Genomic DNA, 23,170 nt, shown 5'->3' on the forward strand with positions numbered 1-23,170 from the left:
TATAAGGAGATCCAGAGCGTAAAGGGCATATTAGACAGGATATGAACAGGATTACGGTCTGGAATCAACCAGGAAGGTGCAGAATCGGATACGGCTCAATTGCGGAAAGGAAGATAGAGGACTATGATTCGCACATAACGTACTTGAAATGAAATATGCGGATCTGATGTGAAGGCGAGGTAGACAGCAATGGATGAAGCAATGATTGTTGTATCAGCAGGGCACAGTGCAGCGGGGATGAATTTTGTAGATTTATTACTGAAAAAGGGATTAGCCTTCGTTGTGCTTGTACACAGTGAAGAGGAACGGGAACAACTTCAAACCCTTGGAGCATTTCCTGTGCGTTATATTCAAGAAACGGAAGGGATGCAACAGACTCGTCCCGAATATATGGTCACCAATGCATTTGTGTTCGAGAATAATCTGCCTCAGTGTTGCCAGGATATCCAGTTGTGTCACAGCTGGTATCCGCAGCATCTCTATGTCGTTTCCAGTAACAAGGCTCCAGTTGGTCTTGTATATAAAGGGCTTGGTGCAACGTATGTCATTCATAGCCAGAGTGGAGATGTTTCGTTTTTATTGTGAACGGTCATTCATAATGGGATACGGATTATCTGATTAAAAGGAAAAACGTTCTGTTCGAACCGCTGGCTCTGGACAGAACGTTTCGTGATTCCCCACAGGTATAGATCAAGTGGGGAATCCTTATAACTATTATGAAGCTACGCCAACAACGCTGGTTCCATTTTTCGTGATTTTGTACGTCAGCACATCTCCGTTCCAGAAATGGAACTTAAGCGTGACTTCGCCATCATTGGTTTCATTGAAGAAGTTAGGTTTCAGCTCAATCACATTACGTTCGTAATCTGGGCTAAATGTGTAGGAGAATTCTTTGAACGAAGTCCAGTTCTGTGGACCGGCGTTCTCTCCGTTTGCATATGTTGCTTCCATCGTGGCCAGCTGATTGCCGTTAAACGTAGTCGGAATGGCAAATGCACTGGTTGTACCAGTTGCATCGTTCAACTTAGGTGTGTCATATTTAATGATATTGAAGTTCCACTCAGCACCTTGGTTGAATCCAGCTGTGAGTGTGGCATTTACGCCCAAATCACCAGAGGCTGTCAATTGGGTTAACAGATTGGATTTTAACGTAAGTACATCTTTTTTGATCGTATAGTCTTTACCTCTGACAAGAGGGGTAGTGCCATTCTTCAACGAATTGAATTTGTTCCCATTCAGATTGAGTTTTACCTTTTTATCTTGAATAGCTTCATTTTGTTTAAGATATACGAGGTCCGTTTCGGCTGTGGATGAGCGACCTGTCCAGCTGGCTTTCATGGTATTGAATAGTTCCTGATCAGACCAAGTAAAACTTGTGCGCCCGAAGTGCTGTCCGTTGTCCCACAACATCGTTGTCATCTGTTTTTGGCGCAGATATTGTCCAACAAATTCGAAGAATTTCAGTTTTTCGCCTTGCTCGATGACACCTGTGTGCTGGTCAAAACCAAGCAAGCCATACTCACCAACGATAACCGGAATGCCTTTCGCTGAGAGTGCATTGTATACCCGATCAAATGTGTCAGTAACGTCCTTCTGTACTTCCTCGTTATATTTGGTGTAACCCGCGATGTTCACACTGAATGGCCAGAACCCGTAGTAGTGAACGGTTGCAATAATATTGCTGTCATTCAATTTTTGAATGGTCTTATTAAGTTCATCCAGATCAGGTTGAGCGGAAGAGGTATGCATCGTTGGAAGCACAAGTGGACGTGTCTCGTTGTTTCCACCCGAAGTTCTTACGATCTTGTGAAAAGAAGTATTCAACTCGTCCAGCATGCGATATCCAATCGCTGCATCTGTTGTGCCGCCTTCGGAGAAACGTGGTTCGTTAACACTTTCGAAGATAAGTTTATCGGATGCATCTTTGAATTTGTCCGCAATCTGAGTCCAAGCAGCGTTGTAACGTGCAAGCACGTTGTCATGGTCTTTCTCCATGTAACTGATCCAGCGCCAAGAATCATGGTGAAGATTGATCATGACGTAGAGATCCGCATCGAGGGCCCAGTTTACCACTTCTTGAACCCGATTCATGTAAGCGGAATCAATTATGTAGTCGGGTGCGTCACCGATGTGGGCTTCCCAGGTCACAGGAATACGGATACTGTTGTAGCCCTCAGCTGCAATCAACTGAATTAGTTCCTTCGTAATGCGTGGGTTGCCCCAGGCTGTCTCATCCTCACCAACGGCGTCCAGAGAGTTACCCAGATTCCAGCCAGGCTCCATGGCGTTCACATAGGTCTGCATTTTACTTGGAGGGGGTGAGGCACTGGCCTGTTCGCTGTTGTCAGTTGCAGCTGAAGCCATAGCGGAGGAGAATAGGGATAGAATCAGGGCAGTCACAAGTGTAAGAGATAGGACTGATTTGCGGTTTTTTTTCATTAATATAGTCTCCTTCGAATAGAGAATGGTTGAACGTGAATAGCGGTTAAGCAGGGTGAAAATAGAGCTCAACGCAAACAAAAATTCACTTGTTTAATACTGGAATCACCACCGATTTATGTACTGAAAGCGTTTTCGTAATTTACTATATCATGATTTAATATTGGACAATACCTGCACAATTGGAATAAAAATCATGTGAAAATCAGTGATTGCTTTTTAATGATAATAAATTTAAATACCCTGGGAGAGATCTAATATGAAGCTGGATGCACATCAACATTTCTGGGAATACAATGTCGCCGAGTACGGATGGATTGGCGAAGAGATGAAAACCATTCGTCAATCTTTTCTTCCGCAAGATCTTGAACCTTTATTGGTCCAATCAGGACTGGTTGGATGTATTGCGGTACAAGCCAGACAATCACTGACAGAAACCGAGTGGCTTCTGCAGCTGGCAGATCGGCATGAATGTATCAAAGGTGTTGTCGGATGGGTAGATCTTTGTTCAAATGAAGTTCGGAATCAGCTTGAACTATTCGCATCCAATCCGTATTTGAAGGGCGTACGTCATGTCATACAGGATGAACCTGATCTGGATTATGTATTGAGAGAAGACTTTCAGCGCGGAATTTCATTGCTAAAAGAGTATGATTTGGCCTATGATCTGTTGGTATCCAAGGAGCAACTGCCTTATGCCGTTGAATTGGTTAAGGCGTTTCCTGAGCAGCGATTTGTACTTGATCATCTTGCCAAACCCGACATAAAATCAGGTATAATCTCACCATGGAAAGAAGCACTTGAGTCATTGGCCGCACAACCTAATGCGTACTGTAAACTTTCAGGAATGGTGACGGAAGCAGACTGGGCGAATTGGACTCCGAGCGACTTTACAGCCTATCTGAATATCGCCATAGAAGCCTTTGGTGCGGAACGGTTGATGTTTGGGTCCGACTGGCCGGTGAGCAACGTTTCAGCTACGTATTCTGAAGTATACGGTCTCATTAACTCTCACATTAATGTCTTACCTATACTAGATCAACAGATGATTCTTGGCGGCACATGTGCTGCGTTCTATCAAATATCGTAGTGGGCAATCCGAAGCAAAACCGGTTTCAAGAAGTTGACAACTGTTCTGATTCTTGCTAAAGTTTTATCCAATCCGCATAATCATGATCTGGGAATGTTACCGATATGGGCATAACCTGAGCTGGCTTGTTTACACGTAATCGTGTACCCAGGCTGGTTCGGGTTTTTTCTATTTAAGTTGAACAACCGTTTTACACGTGACGACTGCGCGGACAGAACAATCTTCCAATCGCTGTTATCCCCAGATTTTTTGATCCCTTTTTAAAGGGGAAATCCGGTGATAGCGTATGCTTCCGATGTAGCTTTCTTGCAGAAAGCTTGTAGGCGAACGCTTCGCTTCTCCAGATTTTTTCTGTCCTCTCCGTTTATGTGTAATTGTGTAGTTCAACTTAAATATTTTGTCTTTTTAATGTTTCTTACGATTGGAGCGGACAGCTGAATTACATATTTGGAAGGAGAATGATGATGACGAATTTTAAATTTCCTAAAGACTTTTTGTGGGGTGGAGCCATTGCTGCCAATCAGGCGGAGGGCGCGTATCTGGAAGATGGCAAAGGGCTGAGTATCGTTGACTTGCTGCCAACAGGAGAGAACCGCAGAAGTATTATGAAAGGTCATGTTCCAGCTTTCACGCCGCTTGCTACCGAGTTCTATCCTTCACATGAAGCGATCGACTTCTATCACCGTTACCATGAAGACATTGCTCTGTTTGCCGAAATGGGATTCAAGGCACTGCGTGTCTCCATTGCCTGGGCACGGATTTTCCCGACAGGAGAAGATGCACAGCCAAATGAAGCCGGATTACAATTTTATGATAACCTGTTTGATGAATTGTTGAAAAACGGCATTGAACCTGTGGTTACATTGGCTCACTTTGATGTGCCTGTGCATCTGATCGAGAAGTATGGCAGCTGGAGAAGTCGTGAACTGGTAACGCTATTTGAAACGTACGCTACAACGGTATTCACTCGCTACAAAGACAAGGTGAAATACTGGATGACATTTAATGAGATCAACATGCTTTTACATCTTCCGTTCCTTGGGGCGGGGCTGGCGTTTAATGAAGGGGATAACATTAAGGAAATTCAATATCAGGCTGCTCACCACCAACTGGTTGCAAGTGCACTGGCAGTCAAGGCATGTCATCAGATTATTCCTGGTGCCATGATTGGGTGTATGCTCGCCGCAGGAAGCTTCTATCCGTATACTTGTAATCCGGAAGATGTGTTCCAGGGGATGGAAAAAGATAGAGAGTCCTATTTCTTCATCGATGTGCAGTCACGTGGGGAATATCCGGGTTACGCCAAACGTTTCTTCAAAGATCACGAATTGAACATTGTTATGCAGCCGGGTGATGCGGAAATCTTGAAGAATCATACCGTAGATTATATCGGGTTCAGCTATTATTCAAGTCGTACAACTAGTACCGATCCGGAAGTTATCAAAAATATGACCAGTGGTAATGTATTTGGCTCGGTAGCCAATCCATATCTGGCGAAGTCCGAATGGGGATGGACGATTGATCCCAAAGGATTCCGTATTACCGCCAATCAACTACATGATCGTTATCAGAAGCCTCTGTTTGTTGTTGAGAATGGATTTGGTGCCAATGATGTGGTTACCCCGGAAGGTGAAGTGGATGATGCGTACCGGATTGACTACTTGAAACGGCATGTAGCTGAAATGGGTGAGGCCATTCAGGATGGGGTGAACATTATCGGTTACACCAGCTGGGGACCTATTGATATTGTAAGTGCATCCTCAGGTGAGATGAGAAAACGTTATGGCTACATTTACGTGGATCGTAATAATGAAGGTCAAGGTGAGCTGACACGACTGAAGAAGAAGAGTTTTAATTGGTACAAAAATGTGATCGAATCCAACGGATCCAACCTGGGTGACGCTTAGTCATAAAGGTAAATCGGATTAGCTCTAATTATAAGCAATCGGAAGAACCATGAATTTATGGAACTTCCGATTTTCCTCACATTGAAAGCGTTGACATATAGTCAGGTTCGCGCTATACTTGACGCAATTATATCGTTTCTGGGATTGTTACTACTTGAAGTAGGCAAAACCTAAGCACCAAAAAAAGCAGACCACCATGTCTTGTTTATTTTGTGATGCTTCAGGTTTTTTTTGTATGCCCAAAAGACGATGTATAACTGCCAAGAGAGTGGAACGTGACGGGGGGATTGAAGTGAAAATAGCAAAGGTTATCAACAATAACGTCATTAGCATCTATCAGGCGGATGGAGCAGAGCTTGTGGTGATGGGACGTGGGATTGCCTTTAAGAAAAAGCCGGGGGATAAAGTAGACGAGACCCGCATCCAGAAAGTATTTGCATTGAAAAACAAACAAACTTCCGATAATTTCAAAATGCTGCTGCGTGAAGTTCCGATGGAACTGATTGAAATTGTGGAAGAGATCATCACGTATGCGCGTGAGAATCTGGGCCGAAAGCTCAATGAGAACATCTATGTGTCCCTTACGGATCATATTAACTTTGCCATCGAACGTTATCGGGAAGGCGTGGAGATCAAGAACGCATTAATGTGGGAGATCAAACAGTTGTACAAGCCCGAATTCGAACTCGGCCTGAGGACGCTGGAACAGATCAACACCCGAATGAATATTGAGCTTCCACCAGATGAAGCCGCTTTTATTGCCCTTCATATTGTCAACGCAGAGATGAACGAAGAAGTTATTACAACGATGAATATTACGAAGTTTATCCAGCAGATTATTAATATAGCGAAGTATCATTTCAAAATGGAATTTGATGAGGACTCTCTTAGTTATTTTCGCTTTATCACACATCTGAAGTTCTTTTCCCAGCGTGTGCTCAGTGGTATGCATTACGACAACAACTATGATCATTTCTATGACATGATCAAGGAGAAACATCCGGATGCCGCAGCGTGTACGGAGAAAATTGAGTTGTTTGTCAAAAAGGAATACAATCATGAGCTGACCAATGAAGAAAAATTGTATCTGACGGTTCATATCGAACGAGTGGTTAATCGATAATATTTAAATGTTGACAAAAATGGTTTAATTATAATAATATGTGATTAACAGGAATTGAATACGATTTAACTGGGATTGTTACTGGTTATGCAGGCAAAACCTAAGTCATGAGAAGGTCAGGACCATTGTGTCCCCCTGCTCAAGGCTTAGGTTTTTTGCGTGCAAAAAAATCGGTAAAGGGCCTGTTTGAGAAAAAGTGGGGGTGCAGATCATGAGTCAAGAGAAACTGGCCAAAGAGATTGTAGAACTGGTCGGCGGTGAGAAAAATGTGGAATCGCTGGTTCATTGTGCAACACGATTACGGTTTGTATTGAAGGACGATGCCAAGGCAGACAAAGCCAAACTGGAGAAAACAGAAGGCATCATCGCAGTCAAAGAAAATGGAGGACAGTTCCAGGTAGTTGTTGGTAACAAGGTGCCTGAAGTCTATAGTGCCATTGGACAGATCAGCAACATTCTGGATGATTCGTCAAACAAAGAAAAACCGGGCAAAAAAGCCAAGGGGATTGGCGGTATCATTGATATCATTTCCAGCATCTTTGCTCCACTTCTGGGAGTTATGGCGGGAGCCGGTATTCTAAAAGGGTTATTGTTGATTGCAAGTAATATCGGATGGCTGGAAACGACAGAAACAACTTATACGATCCTGTATGCAGCAGCAGATAGTCTCTTCTACTTCCTGCCTCTGTTGTTAGCGGTTACAACAGCACGTAAATTCCAGGGAAATATGTTTGTTGCGATGACGATTGCAGGGGCACTTATCTATCCATCCATCGTCACGTTGAAAGCAGAGGGAACACCAACGGATTTCTTCGGTATCCCTGTCATTCTGATGAACTATTCATCAACGGTTATTCCTATCATTTTAGCTGTCATTGTCATGAGCAAGTTGGAGAAGTTCTTTAATAAGACACTTCACGATAGTGTGAAAAACTTTGTTACACCATTGTTTTTGTTAGTGATTATGGTACCGCTGACACTGTTGGTATTCGGACCATTTGGTGTGTACGTTGGTAATGCAATTGCAGCCGGGCTCGTTGCCGCATTTGGATTCAGTCCATTGCTCGCTGGAGCCGTTATGGGTGCAAGCTGGCAGCTGCTCGTGATCTTCGGAATACACTGGGGTCTTATTCCGGTATTTATCAATAACGTTGCAGTGTATGGACAGGATGGCGTAAAACCCGCTGCGACAGCTTCAATCTTTGCTCAAACGGGTGCTGCTTTTGGGGTTATGTTGAAAACCAAGAACAAAAAACTGAAAACGCTGGCGGGATCATCCACGTTGACGGCTTTGTTCGGTATTACGGAACCGGCCATCTATGGGGTAACATTACCACTGAAACGTCCATTCATTGCAGGAGTTATCGGTGGTGCAGTTGGTGGAGCTATCATTGGTCAAGCGGGTACATTGGCATTTGCATCCGGTGCACCAGGGTTGCTGACCTTGCCAATCTTCTACGGACCAGGTGGACAAGGTTTCCCAGGATTGATTCTGGGTATCGTAGTATCCTTTGTTGTTTCGGCTGTACTCACGTACATTATGGGCTTTAAAGATCCGGTAGAAGAAGAAACAAAAACCGAACCTGCTGCATCTGCCGAGCAACCTGTTCGTGCAGCGAATGCTTCGGACGAAATTGTATTTAGCCCAATCGAAGGAACAATTGTTGAATTATCGGAAGTTCCGGATCCGGCCTTTGCATCGGGAGCCATGGGTAAAGGTATTGCGATTGAGCCAGCTGTGGGCAGAGTTGTAGCGCCTTTTGACGGTACAGTTACCGTTGCATTCAAGAAAAAACATGCTTTGGCTGTAGTGTCAGACACTGGTGCTGAAATATTGGTTCATGTGGGAGTTGATACCGTTAAATTGGATGGGCAGCATTTTGTTTCCCATATCAAGGAAGGCGATCGGGTCCAAGCGGGAGATCTGTTGCTTGAGTTCGATATTGCACAGATTAAGGCTGCTGGTTTTCATACGGTGACACCTATTATTGTAACCAACTCAGCCAACTACGAGGATGTAATTCCACAGGCTACAGGTCAGGTTCATAGCCAGGAGCTTCTATTGAAGTTGAATAGCGGAAAGGGACAGGAATAAAAGTAGATTGATGTATTAATCTGATGGTGAAGTGTTTTCATCGTTCCGTTGACATGGTGGAATTGGAAAATTATAATTAGGATTGTACATCTATACATGATAATGAAAGGTGGATTATTGAACATGACACATGCGATGAGACTGCGTTTCCTCCCTTTGAATCGGTAATTGAATACGTTCAAAGGCTCTGACCATTGGTTCAGAGTAAACGGGATCAGTCTGTCATTTTCAATCATCCTGACCTTAAAATAAGTGTTTTACTCGCTTTCCCGTTTACGTTGAATCACAGGCTGTGGCCTGTGATTCTTTGTTTTTTCTTCTGATTATTTTAATCAGGTAAAGGCGCTCAATACAGACTACCGGAGGTAACCGCTATGATGACGTTACTGTTCTATTGATACGAGCTGGCACGATAAGCTCGTATCGATAGAAGCGTGCTTCGCTATCGATACGAAATAAATCTTATTTCGGAGGTAGCGAATATGGAAAAGATATGTTTTGAATTAGAACAGGTTGAGATGACCTATATGGATAAAGTAATACTGAACATTGAGCGACTGGCTGTGCATCAACTGGATCGCATTGGTGTAGTAGGTGGTAATGGTCAGGGTAAAAGTACACTATTGAAACTCATTACGGGGCAGATCCAGCCAACTGCCGGAAAGGTAAAACGTTTTGCAGATTTTGGTTATTTGGAACAAGTGGAACCACCCCAGTCTAACGAAAGTATTGAAGTTGATGGGGCTTTACTCAGTAAATTAGCCATACCTCAACACGATCAACCATGGAGTGGCGGAGAACAGACCCGTCTAAAACTGGCTCAAATGTTCACTCATTATCATGAAGTACTGTTACTGGATGAACCAACAACACACCTGGATCAAGAGGGCATTACATTTTTACTGGATGAATTGCGTTATTACTATGGGGCAATCGTGCTGATCAGTCATGACCGTGCGCTTCTGGATGAGCTGGTGACCACGATCTGGGAAATTCATCAGGGAGAGGTACACGTATATTCCGGTAACTATAGCGATTATCGGCAACAGAAGAGGCTGGAGCGTGAACAGCAGAATCTGGCCCATGAACAATTCTCCAAAGAGAAAAGACGATTGGAACTGGCCGCCCGGGAAAAGATGAAGAAAGCCGAGAAAATAACGCAGGCTGGAAGCATGTCCAAAAAAGAATCCAAGGCAAAAGCAAACCGCATGTTTGAAACCAAATCCAAAGGTACAAGTCAAAAAGCAGTGCATCGTGCTGCTAAAGCGATTGAACAACGCATGCAACAACTTCAAGAGGTGAATGCGGTGCAGGAGGATCGGCCGATTATCTTCCGTCAGCCGAAGACATTGGAGTTGCACAACCGATTTCCAATTATGGCAGATCGCCTTACGCTTGAAGTGGGTGGAAACATATTATTGAAGGATGTAAGTTTTCAAATTCCATTAAAACAAAAAATAGCGATTACCGGAGCCAATGGCAGCGGGAAAAGCACATTGCTTAACCATGTTTTCCTTGCTGGAGATGGCATCACGATGTCTCCAAAAGCAAAGCTCGGTTATTTTCAGCAAATGAGCTATCGTTTCACGATGAAAGATACTGTATTACAATTTCTGAAAAATCGTTCGGAATATGAGGAATCAGAGCTGAGAAGTGCGTTGCACGCGATGCAGTTTACAGGGAATGACTTGCTCAAGAATGTGGGGACATTAAGTGGAGGAGAAGCGATTCGTCTTCAATTATGTCACTTGTTTCTAGGACAATATAACATTCTATTGTTGGATGAGCCGACGAATTTTCTTGACATGCATGCCTTGGAAGCGTTGGAACGTTTTATGAAGGCGTATGAAGGAACGATTCTGTATGTATCTCATGATCAGAGGTTTATTGAAAATACAGCGGATCAACAATTTCAGATTACAGAGCGTCAATTAATTCAGGTGAATATATAAGTTGAACTAAAGAATATTTACACTGGACACTACGATGACAGAACAACCTTCCGATCGCTTCGCTTCTTCAGGCTCTTTCTGTCCTCTCCGTTTCGTGTAAATGTTTATTTCAATTTATATAGAATATAAATTTATAGGGGATGAGAAGTAACGAAAACCGCCAAAGTGATTTTGGCGGTTTTGTCGTTTTCAAAGATAGGCAGATCGGATGCCTTATGTAGCTTCTATTAAGACTCCGCTTTTACAACCGCTGAATGCATGTTACCTGTGAGACGTTGAGGTGGGAAAACCATGCGCACGGGCGCAATGATGATGGCAGCAAATACAGCTTTAATCAGATCCCCAATAATGTAAGGATAAAACCCTTGAATCATGGCCTCAGGTAGGTCCATTTTGTAAGCATAAGCAAGCCAAGGGACACCCGATACATACACGAGCAGTGAACCAAATAGTTCAAATACAACAAAAGCGAGAATGAATCCTGTGACACCTTTGATGTTGATTCGTGCAAGCAACAGTCCAATTAATAAAGCGGAGATCGGCCACATCATCACATATCCTCCGGTAGGTCCAAGAAGTACCGCAAGTCCTCCGGTCCCGTGCAGCAAGGGGAAACCAAGAGCGGTGAGCAGAACAACCATGGTAACGCTTAGGAAACCATATAGTGGACCAAGTAATCCTCCGGCCAGCATGACAGCCAAGGTTTGTAATGTTATCGGTACAGGGGAGAAGCCAATGGGAATGCTTATGTAACCAAAAAGTACTAAAATTGCGGCCATAAGTGCGCTGAATACAATACCTCGCAAAGATAATTTCATGTTTGAACAATCCTCTCCATTTTGGTAATATGATTGTTAACCAATTATATAAATGTGGTTGACGATTAGGATCGTACCACATAAAAATAGAAAGGGAAAGGACTAATTTACGATGCAAGGCAACCTGCCTATAATTACATTAGAAGATGTTCGAGTGCATTATGCTTCCGAAGGTGGTCAGGTGAGAAAAGCACTGGATGGGGTCTCACTTATGCTGCACCAAGGAGAATGGATTAGTATTGTAGGGGCGAATGGCAGTGGAAAAAGCACACTCGCTGGACTACTGATTGGATTCATTCCACTATCTGGAGGGGTACGGGATATCTCGGATGAACTTACCGTTCGGGGTGTATTGCAGCAACCGGATGCACAGGTACTAGGCGATACGATTGAAGAGGAGTTTCATTTTGCGCTGTCACCATTGATGGATTCTGTAGAAGAGCAATTGGAGCACAGGCAGGATGCATTACATACCGTAGGACTTCAATATCCCCCGGAGAAGGCCGTCTCACAATTATCCGGTGGACAGAAACAACTGCTTAATATTGCTGTAGCGCTCGCAGCCAAACCGGATATATTGATTCTGGATGAGCCAACAGCAATGCTTGATCCGGGAGCAAGAGACCGTATCGAGGCCATCGTTCAGAAGATTACCCAGCGGGGGACAACGGTGGTCTGGATTACACACCATCTGGAGGAAGCAACCCTGTGTGATCGAATCATTGCTATGGAGAGGGGACGTTGTGTGTACAACGGGGAGCCGGAGTCCTTTTTCTATGAAACAGAGCTGAATGAGAAGGCTACACGGGAAAATGTACAGCTATCCCCCTGTGAACGGTTAGGGTTGGATCCTCCTTTTACTGTAAAAACTGCGTTATTGCTCAAGCAAAAAGGTATGATGCCAGAAGCCATGCCACTGCGACCTGAGCAACTGGCTAAGGAGGTCGCACGTTGGAGATCGAGCTAACCAGTATACGTATAGAAGCATCGGAATCGAGCAAACGTGCACTGCTTGAAGATGTGAGTGTCCAGTTGAACAGTGGGGAAATCACCTTGCTGCTGGGCTGTACGGGTTCAGGAAAAACGACTTTACTACAGACGTTGGCTGGTCTGAGACCACCCGATGCAGGAAGTATCACATTGGATGGCACACCTTTCTGGAAAGAAGGAAAAGTGCCGCAGTCGATTTTATTGCAAATGGGACTACTGTTTCAATTTCCGGAACAACAACTGTTTGCCCGAAGTATTCAGCGTGAATTCACATATTCTCTGCGTCCCTATCGACTTTCAGAGAAACAGCAACAAGAGCAGATCACAAAAGCACTGAAGCAATGGGACCCGCCAGTGTCCTCAGAGTTGGACCGACGTTTTCATCTGGACAGGTCGCCATTTGCTCTAAGTGGGGGAGAGAAGCGCAGGTTAGGTCTTGCTCTCGGAGGTGTGACCAATCCACACTGGCTTCTGCTGGATGAGCCAAGCGCCGGGTTGGAAGCGCAAAGTGTCGGGCTTTTGCTGGATGTATTGGAGCAACATCGTCTGGCAGGTGGTGGGGGCGTGGTAGCAACCCATGATCTGGATACATTTTTGCCTTGTGCGGATCGAGTATTGCTGTTGCAGGAAGGCCGTTTAATCGCCGATCTTACGCCGAGAGAACTTCACAAAAGGCCTGAACTGCTGGAGCAGACAGGAATCGGACTGCCACCATCGATGAGACTGGCACAGCAGTTTAGAGCAGCGGGCCTTGAGCTGCCTTTGACCGCGATGACGCCAGAAGAGATGACTGAGTGTATTGTTCAGTCCAAGCCAGTTGAAGTACAGATTCAAAATGAATCGATAGAAGCATCATGGACGGTAACGAAGGAAGTCAAGAGCGTTGCAATGGAATATGAAGAAGAAGCACTGATGCTGTCGTCCATTAAAACGGTAGATGATCCAAAGCTTCTTCCAAACACATTGACTCATTCAGGCGGATTATATGGCGTCATGGACCCGCGTCTGAAATGGATTCTGTATATCTTGCTGGTCACTGCTGCGATGCTTCAACAGCGCTGGTTGGGATTGACGTTAACACTGGTGCCGGTAATAGCAGCACTTGCCGTGCTCCCGCGTCAGACTTTGGCTGGATGTATGAAGTTAATGAAGCCACTGTTATTCTTTTTCATCATATCAACGGCGTTATCTGGGACAACCCTTTCAACAGAGGGAGGAGGTCTGCACTTTGGCTTTTCCCTGATGCAGGCGGAGGGCACTTTGCTGAATGTGTATCGTTTGTTTATCGTCACGTTGGCAAGTCTATGGTTTTCACTGACGACGCCTTATGGGCGAATGGTAGAAGGGCTTAACTGGGTACTCGGTATCGGTAAAAAGATCAGGTTGCCCGTAGCTTCGTTCGCTCTAGCTGTTTCGTTAATCTTTCGGTTTATCCCGATGATCTGGAGTGAGTGGCAGCGATTCTCACTGATCGTACGGGCACGTGGAAAGGCAGCTTTAAGACCAAATACCGTTCGAATTCGTGACCTGGGTCCGATGGTGATTCCCTTGTTAATGGCACTGTTCCAACGTGCAGAGGATATGACCATTGCGATGGAAATGCGTAAAGTTAGAGAGCACTCTATGCTCGGAGGACGTTCATCGTTATTAGTATGGTCCAAACGTGATACCTGGATTAGCCTCGCTGGCCTCATTGTTTTTGTACTATTAATATGGATTCGCCAATTGTGATGGCGATAATGATCGTGATGGATCCGGTAATGGATCGAAACCTAAACGCAGTGTTTTCCAAAGATCATGCATAAATGCGTTTGTCCTCGCTCACAATAAGTGGACGTTGATCATCTGAAGTGGATCAGGAGGGATAAACGATGAAAGATAAGTTTTTGCGTGAAGAACGGCAAGAATATACCGATGTGTCTACGGTGGAGTCGCAGCGAAACGATATCACTCTTGAAGAATTCCCGGAGGGTCCTTACGGTTCATCTCTGTTATCCGAGTCTCTCGGGAAAAGTTCTCCGTGGCGGGTGGATCAAAGGTCTGCACATCGTTTTGATTATGAAAATCATGAACTTCACGAGGGAGACGTACGGGATTATCCGGGTCAGGATGTTTTTGACGAAACGGTTCCGGATAACGTGTCCAAACCTAAATACCCGGAAGAATCGTAATGACAATTTGAGATAAATTAGAGTATAGCCTCCGACAGGTTTTGTCCTGTTCGGGGGGTTATTTTTCGTTGTATTTAATGAAAACAAATCTCCTCCAATTCCACATTATGGGTTATTATGTTTGTAGCTCGGAGTAAAAAATTGGTTGAATAGGCGGAGGATTCGGAATGAGAGAGATCGATTATAGTCAATATTTCTGGCAGGATGATAAGGTCAGGTTGCGTGCTTTGCGTGAAGAAGATTGGGAAGATCATTATTACAACCGCTTTGATACACCTGCCCGGCGGTTATTGGAGTGTGCAGTAGAGTTACCGCCAACCCATGTTGAAGCGAAGAATTTCACGGAAAACTTCTCTGATTTTTCTTTAGCCAAAGGACGGATCATGTTTACCATTGTAAATATGGATGGTGAAAATGTCGGAGGTGTGAATCTGAACAGCATTGATGAAAGGAACGGTACCTTTAGCATTGGCATTCAAATTGACAGGGATCATCGAGGAAAAGGATACGGAACCAGAGCCGTACGAATCTTGCTGAAGTATGCCTTCTTCGAACGCAGGCTCAACAAATTCAATGATTCTGTACTTGAAGGAAATGAACCTTCTGCAGCCATGATGAGAAAACTTGGATGTGTTCAGGAAGGTGTGCGTCGCCAGGTGATCTACACCGATGGAAAATACCAGGATATGATCCTCTTTGGATTAACCAAAGACGAGTTTATGGCAAAAGAGGGCCTTGTTTGAAGTAAAGGCTAATAAGGTGTAATTAATGTGAAGTAGGAGGAACTATGAACCAACCCATACTAACCGATGAGTTAATCATCGATTGCAAGGATATTTATTTGCGCGAATATCGACTTGAAGATTTGGAGAAACTGCAAGAAATTACGTGGCAACCTGAGGTGTATGAATTCTTACCGGGATGGAACGCTACAATGGAAGAGAGGACCCTGTGGCTCACCGAATATGAAATTCCTGAGAATCAGCGTTTTAAACAAGCTGTGATGGCGGGTGGCAATATCGGAGAGTTATATTTACGTATGGCTATCGTACTTAAAGAGAATGATGAGTTCATAGGATGGTGCTGCTCAGGGATCAAGGACGAACTGCCAGCACCCAATCGGGAGATTATGTACGGTATTTCGAAACACTTCAGGAATCGTGGCTATACAACGCAGGCAGTAAAAGGAATGACACAGTATTTGTTTGAACATACCAACGTGGAAATATTAAATGCCATCGCTTTGATTACCAATCAGGCATCCAACAAGGTCATACAGAAATGTGATTTTGAACGGTTAAATTTGATCGAGATCGAGGATGAACCCTATATCCATTATCAACTGTGTAAGCGCGAAGGTCTTTTTTGATTGAACTTTTTTATCCTCTTTAAAATCGCTATAGGTTAAACACTTCAGATCAGGTTAGACAGTTATTGCTGGCTGCCTGATCTTTTTCTTTCATTTAATTTATAGGACAAGATTATTTTAAAAATTTTCTCCTCGATAATAGCGCTCCAGTTTGTTATCCAAATGAACAAGCTGCGCTTTTTTCTCCTCGATATCATTCAGCAACTTTTGCTTTTGGTCCTCAATCAGCTTGGTTCTTTCCTTCAGGGTGGAGGTTCCTTCATTGACCTGATCATAATACTTTTTGATGTCTTCCACACTCATCCCCGTTTCGCGAAGGCATTTGATAAAGACCAGCCAGTTCAGATCATCCTCCAAATAAAGACGGTTATTCTGCTCATTTCGTGCAGCAGGTTTCAGCAGTCCCTTTCTTTCATAAAAGCGGATCGCTCCAATTGAAATCTCAACTTTTTTCGCTACTTCTCCGATCGTTAACATGTGAATCTCCCTTTTATAAAAATAATTTGACCTACACTAAGTGTAGCATAGTAACTTATACATTGTTAAATAAAAATCATATTAGGGAAAGAAGGATTCGCATGAAAAAGACTGTTTTTGTAACCGGAGCAAATAAAGGGATTGGATATGAGATCGTAAAACAGTTGGGTGAAGCAGGTTGGAAAGTTATCCTCGGCGCACGCAGTGTCGAACGAGGGGAAGCAGCTGTTTCGGAGTTAACTTCCAGGGGATTAGATGTAGAATTTGTGCAGATCGACATGATCGACATGAAGAGTATCGAGCTGGCAGCTGATACGATCTATAAGAAGTATCCCTCAATAAACCTTCTGATCAATAATGCAGGTATGCCTGGTGCATTCTCTCATTCCTTCACGGATACGAAAGAGGAAGATCTGCGGAACGCCTTCGAAGTGAACTTTTTCGGCACGTTCCGTTTGAATCAGCGCTTGTTCCCGTTAATCAAAGATAATGAAGGTACAATTATTAATGTATCGAGCGACATGGCTTCTCTGGACCATATGCAAAATGCGGAATTTACTTTAAATGCCTTCGACTATAACTCATCCAAAACGGCCAACAGTGCCATGACACTTTCGATGGCTTATGAAGTCAAAAACAGCAGGGCTCAAGTCTTTGCGGTAACACCGGGATTCACGTCAACAGATCTTAACGGCAATGCCGAAGGCGGTAAATCAAAAGAAGCCGGCGCTGCAATTATCGTGCGCTATGCGACAGACGGTAAACGTCATAACGGGGAGTTCCTTGATGAGAATGGCGTATACCCTTGGTAATTCATAAGATGATGTGTATGAGGATCTAAAAATTTTTGAGGTGCATTCTGCTGATCTTGTCCCTTGGATGATAGCGAAAGATTAGATTAAGCTATTGGTGTGGTTCCGTTACTTAGGTAGCAAGGAATATGAGAATAGAACGTCGAATAAGAAAAATATGTTAGTTCTAACTTGTTTATTTGTTGAAAGTGAAACAAATACCAAACGTAGACGAACATCTTTCTTGTACCAAGGTAACAGAGCACGTACTATAAAATCGTATTTCTAACAAGTGTATCAATCGGAGGTATTTATTTAATGGGGGTTTCATTGGATAAAGCAGATTTGAAAGATGCAGTGACTGTTCATGAGATGAAAGTCAAAGCATTTATGCCTTTGTTAGAAAAATATCAGGATTTTGAAACAAGCCCCGCTAATGAAACCGTAGAAAGAATTATTACTCAAATCAATCAATCTTTTACAGATTATTTCATAATTCGTCATCTTGAAATTGCTGTTGGTGGAATTAGAGTCGTGAAAAAAGATAATCGGATCTACAGTATTAGCCCAATTTTTATACTGCCAGAACATCAAGGAAAAGGAATTGCTCAAAAAGTCTTAACAATGGTCGGGCAGATATATGATGATGCAAAGTCATGGAAATTGGGTACCATCTTACAAGAGAAAGGGAACTGTTATTTGTATGAAAAGATAGGCTACAAAAAAACGAGTGCAACAAAAGCAATTAACGACAAAATGACAATGGTATTTTATGAAAAGCACTTATAAGTTTCAAAGCCTTGAATAAGACGCCTTAGATTCGTTAGCCTGAAAGTCTGAAATTCCGAAACCAATTGGACTACCACTATACCAATTGGATACCCAAAGAATCCCCCACTCATTTCTCAACCGAAATGATGGGGGATTCTTCGTGCAGTGAAAAGCGGAATTAATGTGAAGAACCTGAATTAAACTGGAAGAAAAGAAGCGTTTGGTGAGCTGGACCAGGAGCTTGCGTAATGATCAAGTAGATTTTACGTAGAGCTGCTAATAGCCAACTTATAGCTTACGTAGAACCTACGCTCAGTCTAGACATCAGTCTTATATAGCGGCATCAAAATCATAAATTCAGTTCCCACGCCTACCTGACTTCGTACTGTAATTTTCCCACCATACGACTCCACAATTGAGCGGGTAATGGCTAGACCGAGACCTGCACCACCTTGTTTGCGCGAACGAGAACTGCTTGTGCGGTAAAATCGCTCAAAGATATGAGGCAGATGTTCAGGTTCGATGCCTGTGCCGTTATCCTTTACTGACAATTCAGCCTTATGGTGCGTGGCATACAACGTTATGGAGATGGCTCCGTGCTCTGGATCGGTGTGCTGCACCGCATTATGGAACAGATTCAGCACAACCTGCTTCAGCTTGTAAGGGTCAGCCAGTACATATACTTCAGCCGTCAGATCGAGATAAATGGATCTTCGTTGAGCCATCATGGCAAGTTGTGGTTGCATTTCGAGCAGCAGACTATCCAGCTGAATGACCTCCCGCTCCTGCCTTGGAGCCTGATCCAGCTTGGTTAGTAACAGCAAATCTTCAACCAGCTTGTTAATTCGTACGGATTCGCCGTGCATGCTGTCCAGTGCTTTATACAATTGATCTTGATTGGTCGCTGCACCCCGTTGTAGAACTTCAATGAAGCCGTGAATGGAGGTGAGCGGGGTACGAAGCTCATGGGAAGCATCAGACAAGAAACGCTGCATCTGCTCTTTCGATTCCCGCTCCGCTTCAAACGAGTTCTCCAGCCTTTCAAGCATGCCATTGAATGAAACTGCGAGCTGATCCACTTCCTCTTGTCCCTGAACGACAGGAAGGCGTTCTGCGAGGCTACCTGCATCGATCTGCTGTACTTTATTCACCATGTTGGACAGGGGAACCAGCGTCCGGCGTAATACCTTAGTGTATAAAATAAGACCGGCTACCATGGCCAACAGCGATAACATGAGGAAGATCAGAAGCTGTTTAATAATCAAGTCTCTCAGTGGCTTCGTAGCTGTGCCCATCTGGACCATGGGTAAGCCTCGATTGCGTGGACCCGGTGAGGCGAATACAATCAATTGTTCATTCCCTTGGCTATCCGTTACGATCCGGTAGGGAATATGTTTTTGTTCTTTCAACTCTTCTGTAATGTCTTGATATTCAACGCTTGATAGATGAGGAGCTTTCAGACCGTCTTCCCCAAAAACATCCTCGAACGTACCTTGATTATCAAACAGGGCCAGTGAACGGTCCGGAATAAATAGCACCCGATTGCCAGACCCGTTTCCTGCCTGTCCACCGAAAGGATTGTTGGAAGAGCCACTACGTGACTGAATTCCGAGCCAAACCGGGGGCATGGACATGAGCTGTTCTTCCATGGTTTTTGCCTGATTCCGATAGAGAAAGCTTTCCATGATCCAGAATTGCAGGATACCGATTAACAATAGTAGCCCAGCAAGCACGAACAGAGAACGTGAGAGCAATTGAGAACGCAGTGAACGAGGCCAGATCCATTGGTGAAGACGTCTTAAACGTAGTTTATTTTTCTTAGGCAGCGAGTTCATTAGAGATCCACCCTGTACCCAACACCCCGAAGCGTGCGTATGAGTTTATGCTCTTTGTCCCCGAGTTTGTCGCGCAAGGAGCGAACATATACCTCCACAATATTTTCTTCTCCGCCAAAATCATACCCCCATACCCGGCTCAAAATGGTTGCTTTGCTAAGTACAATCCCATGATTAAGCACAATAAATTTTAACAGTTCGTATTCGGTAGGAGATAGCTCCAGGACCTGATTCTGATAGGTTATTTCTTTGCGCTGATCATCAATTCGGAAGGGACCGTGGGTGACAGCTCCTATTAATAAAGGAAATTGATTGCGCAGTCTGGCCTGAATCCGAGCGAGCAGCTCGTCGAAGGCAAAGGGTTTGATCATGTAATCATCAGCACCTAGCCAAAGGCCCTTAACCCGATTCTCGACTTCGTCCTTCGCTGTCAGCATAATAACGCCAACCTGAGTTCCGGTCTTACGAAGTCGCTCGACCACTTCGAATCCATCCATCTCTGGCATCATGACATCCAGAATAGCCATATGTGGCCTGAATTCAAGTGCCAACTCAAGCGCAGCCGCTCCATCCGGTGCCGTACGCACATCGAAGCCTTCATTGCTTAATCCAAGCTCCAGAAATTGCAAAATATGCGGTTCATCATCAGCCAATATTATTTTAATTCCGCTGCTAAGCTTCATAATGCGGGGTTCCTCCTTGCTTGCTTCCATCTTAGTTCTCCCTCAATTAAGAGAGGGACTGTATGTTGTATTATCGCTTGCCAAACTGAAATTTAGCTGAAAGGATTGTGAATTATCCTCAGACAACATTCAGCGGGTACTCATCCCAGTTTTATTTTGGCATGTCACAATATTAGACATGAAGAACTTTGAAGGAGTGATTAACATTGAATAACACCAAAAGAAGGATGGATCTTGTCCTTCTGCCGATTGTATTACTGGCGGCGTTTCTGAATGGGTACGGTATCTGGAACGATCAATATGCCAATTCCTACTATACGACTGCCGTTGGTAGTATGCTCAGCAACTTCCATAACTTTTTCTATGCTTCATTAGACTCGGCAGGCTCGGTCACTGTAGATAAACCACCTGTTGTCTTCTGGATTCAAACGGCCTTTGCCTATGTCTTCGGATTGCACGGATGGAGTGTTATTTTGCCTCAGGTATTAGCGGGGATCGGTTCGGTGCTCCTGATCTATTTCATGGTGAAACCTACATACGGTCTTGCAGCAGCACGGATCTCGGCGCTTGCAATGGCGACTGTGCCTGTCGTGGCGGCAGTCAGCCGGACCAATAATATTGACAGCATGCTGGTGTTTACACTACTGCTGGGTTCATGGTTTTTGTTCAAAGGCAGCAAACAAGGCAGTGCTTGGCGCATTCTCGTTGCCTTTGGGTTAATAGGCATAGCCTTTAATATGAAAATGCTTCAAGCCTACATGATTCTCCCGGCTTTTTATTTGTTCTATTTGCTTGCATTTCAGGCGAAATGGAGAAGGAAGATCATCCTGATGATCGGCAGCACAGCAGTTCTGGCGGTCGTTTCCTTATCCTGGGCAGTCACAGTGGATTCTATCCCTGAAGACCAAAGACCTTATATCGGCAGTAGTGAAACGAACTCGGTCATGGAACTCGCCTTTGGATACAATGGTCTGGCTCGCCTAACGGGTCAGCAGAATACCGCAGGTAACGCCGGTAAGCCAAATGGGATCGGACAGGGAAATAATCGTGGCAATCGAGGGGATTCGACCTCATCTCCCAATCAGACAGGCAGTGGTGTGACTGAGGCTGGGCAAGATGTCGATGCACCGGATAACGATAATATGAATGGTTCGAACGGCTTGAACGTCATGGGCGGCATGAAGGGGACGAATGGTAATTTCCCGAATGGGCAGATGCCAAATGATATGGAAATGCCAAACGGAAGAAATTTTGGCGGTAATGGTGGCGGAGGCATGGGAGGCATGTTTGGTACGGGGGAGAAAGGTCCTCTGCGTCTGTTCCAGACTGAACTTTCAGGTCAAGCTAGCTGGCTTATGCCAGTTGTGCTGCTTGGGTGCATTGCCATATTTGCAGGGTTAAGACGGAGAAGTATAACCAGCAAGCACAAGGAGGCCTTGTTCTGGTTGGCCTGGCTGCTTCCGGTTGCTGCCTTTTTCAGTGTGGCAGGTTTCTTCCATCAGTATTATCTGATTATGCTTGCACCTCCAATTGCAGCGCTGACTGGTGCAGGATTTGTAGCGATGTGGAAATTATATCGTGATCGCAGCGGATGGCAGGCATGGTTGCTTCCGGTGTCCGTGCTGCTGACGACACTGTTTGGCTGGTATATCATGCAGGCGTATAACGATACGATTGGTGCAGGATGGTCCATAAGTGAATTAATTGCAGGCATTCTGGTCACGGTCATCCTGGTCGTTATGCTTCATCGCACACATAGATGGAAACAGGGCTTCATTATTGCGGGATTCATGGTGATGCTGATCGGTCCGATCTATTGGGCATTCACCCCAATTACTTATGGTGGTAACAGTATGATTCCGGCAGCAGGACCGACGGGTTCCAATAGCATGTTTGGTGGAGCCGGAATGGGCATGCCGATGGGCAACGGTGCAGGAGATACAGAAATGCCTTCAATGGGCGGCCGTGGCGGAATGGGCAACCGTAACGAAGGATTGGATACAGTCACACTGAATTATCTGAAAGAGCACAATACAGGCGAAACGTATCTCTTCGCCACTACGGACTATAATCAGGCAGCACCTTATATCATCGATGAGAAAGAAGCAGTGATCACGCTTGGCGGTTTTTCCGGATCAGACCCGGTGTACACAACAGAGGAACTTGAGCAACTCGTCAAGAGCGGGCAAGTGAAATACTTCATGGTTGGTGGCATGGGTGGTCGCGGAGGAAACTCAGAAATTACCGATTGGATCAAAGAGCATGGAACCGAGATTCCAACTTCAGAATGGAAGACAGGCACCGACAGCGGATCTATGGATAACGGAGACACCGGAAACAGAGCTGGCTTTGGATTTAGCGGACAGACCACCTTGTACGAAGTGAAATTGTAGCTATATAAATTGAACTTGTCATTTACACAATAACGGAGAGGACAGAAAAAACCTGAAAAAGCGAAGCGTTCGCCTACAAGCTTTCTGCAAGAAAGCTACATCGGAAGCATACGCTATCACCGGATTTTCCCTTTAGAAAGGGAATCAAAAAATCTGGGGATAACAGCGATTGGAAGGTTGTTCTGTCATCGAAGTGTGCAGTGTAAATATTCTCTAGTTCAATTTATATAGAGTGAAAATCTCGAACGAAGTCCATTGGAAAAAGG

The 23,170-nt window shown here is 44.5% G+C and carries 19 protein-coding genes; 14 read left to right on the forward strand and 5 right to left on the reverse strand.

Annotated features, from left to right (window positions below; genetic code table 11):
- Positions 1–189 precede the first annotated feature (189 nt).
- Entirely contained in the window at positions 190–585 is a 396-nt protein-coding gene (locus F0220_RS13565; RefSeq protein ID WP_091016706.1) for a hypothetical protein, read from the forward strand.
- Between the two features lie 129 nt (positions 586–714).
- Here F0220_RS13565 and F0220_RS13570 read toward each other — a convergent pair whose 3' ends face one another.
- The gene (locus F0220_RS13570) at positions 715–2,439 is read right to left on the reverse strand and encodes a cellulase family glycosylhydrolase (protein WP_105598545.1); all 1,725 of its coding nucleotides are present in this window, start codon (positions 2,437–2,439) and stop codon (positions 715–717) included.
- Between the two features lie 259 nt (positions 2,440–2,698).
- Between F0220_RS13570 and F0220_RS13575 the strand changes: the two genes are divergently transcribed.
- From F0220_RS13575 to F0220_RS13595, 5 genes are all read left to right on the forward strand, one after another.
- Positions 2,699–3,529, forward strand: coding sequence for an amidohydrolase family protein (locus F0220_RS13575; protein ID WP_091016702.1), 831 nt, complete (start codon positions 2,699–2,701; stop codon positions 3,527–3,529).
- 464 nt (positions 3,530–3,993) lie between these two features.
- Positions 3,994–5,436 (forward strand): 6-phospho-beta-glucosidase, encoded by a 1,443-nt coding sequence (locus F0220_RS13580; RefSeq protein ID WP_105598546.1) that lies wholly within the window; start codon positions 3,994–3,996, stop codon positions 5,434–5,436.
- 292 nt (positions 5,437–5,728) lie between these two features.
- Positions 5,729–6,559, forward strand: coding sequence for a BglG family transcription antiterminator LicT (licT, locus tag F0220_RS13585; RefSeq protein ID WP_149846575.1), 831 nt, complete (start codon positions 5,729–5,731; stop codon positions 6,557–6,559).
- Positions 6,560–6,770: 211 nt separating this feature from the next.
- Positions 6,771–8,654, forward strand: coding sequence for a beta-glucoside-specific PTS transporter subunit IIABC (locus F0220_RS13590; protein ID WP_091016697.1), 1,884 nt, complete (start codon positions 6,771–6,773; stop codon positions 8,652–8,654).
- Positions 8,655–9,136: 482 nt separating this feature from the next.
- Positions 9,137–10,606 (forward strand): Msr family ABC-F type ribosomal protection protein, encoded by a 1,470-nt coding sequence (locus tag F0220_RS13595; protein ID WP_149846576.1) that lies wholly within the window; start codon positions 9,137–9,139, stop codon positions 10,604–10,606.
- 227 nt (positions 10,607–10,833) lie between these two features.
- Here F0220_RS13595 and F0220_RS13600 read toward each other — a convergent pair whose 3' ends face one another.
- Entirely contained in the window at positions 10,834–11,424 is a 591-nt protein-coding gene (locus F0220_RS13600) for a biotin transporter BioY (RefSeq protein ID WP_124114451.1), read from the reverse strand.
- 112 nt (positions 11,425–11,536) lie between these two features.
- Between F0220_RS13600 and F0220_RS13605 the strand changes: the two genes are divergently transcribed.
- From F0220_RS13605 to F0220_RS13625, 5 genes are all read left to right on the forward strand, one after another.
- Positions 11,537–12,391 (forward strand): ATP-binding cassette domain-containing protein, encoded by an 855-nt coding sequence (locus F0220_RS13605; protein WP_149846577.1) that lies wholly within the window; start codon positions 11,537–11,539, stop codon positions 12,389–12,391.
- A complete protein-coding gene (locus F0220_RS13610) occupies positions 12,376–14,145 on the forward strand; it encodes an ATP-binding cassette domain-containing protein (protein WP_149846578.1) in 1,770 nt (589 codons plus the stop codon). Before F0220_RS13605 ends, F0220_RS13610 begins: the two co-directional genes overlap by 16 nt.
- Positions 14,146–14,285: 140 nt before the next feature.
- A complete protein-coding gene (locus F0220_RS13615; RefSeq protein WP_149846579.1) occupies positions 14,286–14,585 on the forward strand; it encodes a hypothetical protein in 300 nt (99 codons plus the stop codon).
- Between the two features lie 167 nt (positions 14,586–14,752).
- On the forward strand, positions 14,753–15,328 hold the full coding sequence (locus F0220_RS13620) for a GNAT family N-acetyltransferase (RefSeq protein WP_149846580.1): 576 nt from the start codon (positions 14,753–14,755) through the stop codon (positions 15,326–15,328).
- A gap of 44 nt (positions 15,329–15,372) precedes the next feature.
- On the forward strand, positions 15,373–15,954 hold the full coding sequence (locus tag F0220_RS13625) for a GNAT family N-acetyltransferase (RefSeq protein ID WP_149846581.1): 582 nt from the start codon (positions 15,373–15,375) through the stop codon (positions 15,952–15,954).
- A 117-nt stretch (positions 15,955–16,071) separates the two neighbouring features.
- Here the strand turns inward: F0220_RS13625 and F0220_RS13630 are convergent, their stop codons facing one another.
- Positions 16,072–16,431, reverse strand: a complete 360-nt coding sequence (locus F0220_RS13630; protein ID WP_091016682.1) for a MerR family transcriptional regulator — start codon at positions 16,429–16,431, stop codon at positions 16,072–16,074.
- Positions 16,432–16,532: 101 nt separating this feature from the next.
- On the opposite strand from F0220_RS13630, the gene F0220_RS13635 reads away from it, so the two are divergent.
- Together F0220_RS13635 and F0220_RS13640 are read left to right on the forward strand one after the other, a co-directional pair.
- A complete protein-coding gene (locus tag F0220_RS13635) occupies positions 16,533–17,243 on the forward strand; it encodes an SDR family NAD(P)-dependent oxidoreductase (protein ID WP_149846582.1) in 711 nt (236 codons plus the stop codon).
- A 297-nt stretch (positions 17,244–17,540) separates the two neighbouring features.
- The gene (locus F0220_RS13640) at positions 17,541–18,011 is read left to right on the forward strand and encodes a GNAT family N-acetyltransferase (protein ID WP_091016679.1); all 471 of its coding nucleotides are present in this window, start codon (positions 17,541–17,543) and stop codon (positions 18,009–18,011) included.
- A 299-nt stretch (positions 18,012–18,310) separates the two neighbouring features.
- Here the strand turns inward: F0220_RS13640 and F0220_RS13645 are convergent, their stop codons facing one another.
- Complete coding sequence (locus tag F0220_RS13645) at positions 18,311–19,828, reverse strand: sensor histidine kinase (protein ID WP_149846583.1); 1,518 nt, start codon at positions 19,826–19,828, stop codon at positions 18,311–18,313.
- Positions 19,828–20,511, reverse strand: a complete 684-nt coding sequence (locus F0220_RS13650; protein WP_149846912.1) for a response regulator transcription factor — start codon at positions 20,509–20,511, stop codon at positions 19,828–19,830. The genes F0220_RS13645 and F0220_RS13650 overlap by 1 nt, the downstream gene beginning before the upstream one ends.
- Before the next feature lie 227 nt (positions 20,512–20,738).
- On the opposite strand from F0220_RS13650, the gene F0220_RS13655 reads away from it, so the two are divergent.
- Positions 20,739–22,904, forward strand: coding sequence for an ArnT family glycosyltransferase (locus F0220_RS13655; protein ID WP_223199988.1), 2,166 nt, complete (start codon positions 20,739–20,741; stop codon positions 22,902–22,904).
- The last annotated feature ends 266 nt before the right edge of the window (positions 22,905–23,170 follow it).

This window comes from Paenibacillus sp. 37, assembly GCF_008386395.1.
Taxonomy (GTDB): domain Bacteria; phylum Bacillota; class Bacilli; order Paenibacillales; family Paenibacillaceae; genus Paenibacillus; species Paenibacillus amylolyticus_B.

Excerpts from the sequence above, each read along its gene's own strand:
- F0220_RS13565 (WP_091016706.1), top strand. The coding sequence starts at position 190 with ATGGATGAAGCAATGATTGTTGTATCAGCAGGGCACAGTGCAGCGGGG.
- F0220_RS13570 (WP_105598545.1), bottom strand. The coding sequence starts at position 2,439 with ATGAAAAAAAACCGCAAATCAGTCCTATCTCTTACACTTGTGACTGCC.
- F0220_RS13575 (WP_091016702.1), top strand. The coding sequence starts at position 2,699 with ATGAAGCTGGATGCACATCAACATTTCTGGGAATACAATGTCGCCGAG.
- F0220_RS13580 (WP_105598546.1), top strand. The coding sequence starts at position 3,994 with ATGACGAATTTTAAATTTCCTAAAGACTTTTTGTGGGGTGGAGCCATT.
- F0220_RS13590 (WP_091016697.1), top strand. The coding sequence starts at position 6,771 with ATGAGTCAAGAGAAACTGGCCAAAGAGATTGTAGAACTGGTCGGCGGT.
- F0220_RS13595 (WP_149846576.1), top strand. The coding sequence starts at position 9,137 with ATGGAAAAGATATGTTTTGAATTAGAACAGGTTGAGATGACCTATATG.
- F0220_RS13600 (WP_124114451.1), bottom strand. The coding sequence starts at position 11,424 with ATGAAATTATCTTTGCGAGGTATTGTATTCAGCGCACTTATGGCCGCA.
- F0220_RS13605 (WP_149846577.1), top strand. The coding sequence starts at position 11,537 with ATGCAAGGCAACCTGCCTATAATTACATTAGAAGATGTTCGAGTGCAT.
- F0220_RS13615 (WP_149846579.1), top strand. The coding sequence starts at position 14,286 with ATGAAAGATAAGTTTTTGCGTGAAGAACGGCAAGAATATACCGATGTG.
- F0220_RS13620 (WP_149846580.1), top strand. The coding sequence starts at position 14,753 with ATGAGAGAGATCGATTATAGTCAATATTTCTGGCAGGATGATAAGGTC.
- F0220_RS13625 (WP_149846581.1), top strand. The coding sequence starts at position 15,373 with ATGAACCAACCCATACTAACCGATGAGTTAATCATCGATTGCAAGGAT.
- F0220_RS13630 (WP_091016682.1), bottom strand. The coding sequence starts at position 16,431 with ATGTTAACGATCGGAGAAGTAGCGAAAAAAGTTGAGATTTCAATTGGA.
- F0220_RS13635 (WP_149846582.1), top strand. The coding sequence starts at position 16,533 with ATGAAAAAGACTGTTTTTGTAACCGGAGCAAATAAAGGGATTGGATAT.
- F0220_RS13640 (WP_091016679.1), top strand. The coding sequence starts at position 17,541 with ATGGGGGTTTCATTGGATAAAGCAGATTTGAAAGATGCAGTGACTGTT.
- F0220_RS13645 (WP_149846583.1), bottom strand. The coding sequence starts at position 19,828 with ATGAACTCGCTGCCTAAGAAAAATAAACTACGTTTAAGACGTCTTCAC.
- F0220_RS13650 (WP_149846912.1), bottom strand. The coding sequence starts at position 20,511 with ATGAAGCTTAGCAGCGGAATTAAAATAATATTGGCTGATGATGAACCG.
- F0220_RS13655 (WP_223199988.1), top strand. The coding sequence starts at position 20,739 with ATGGATCTTGTCCTTCTGCCGATTGTATTACTGGCGGCGTTTCTGAAT.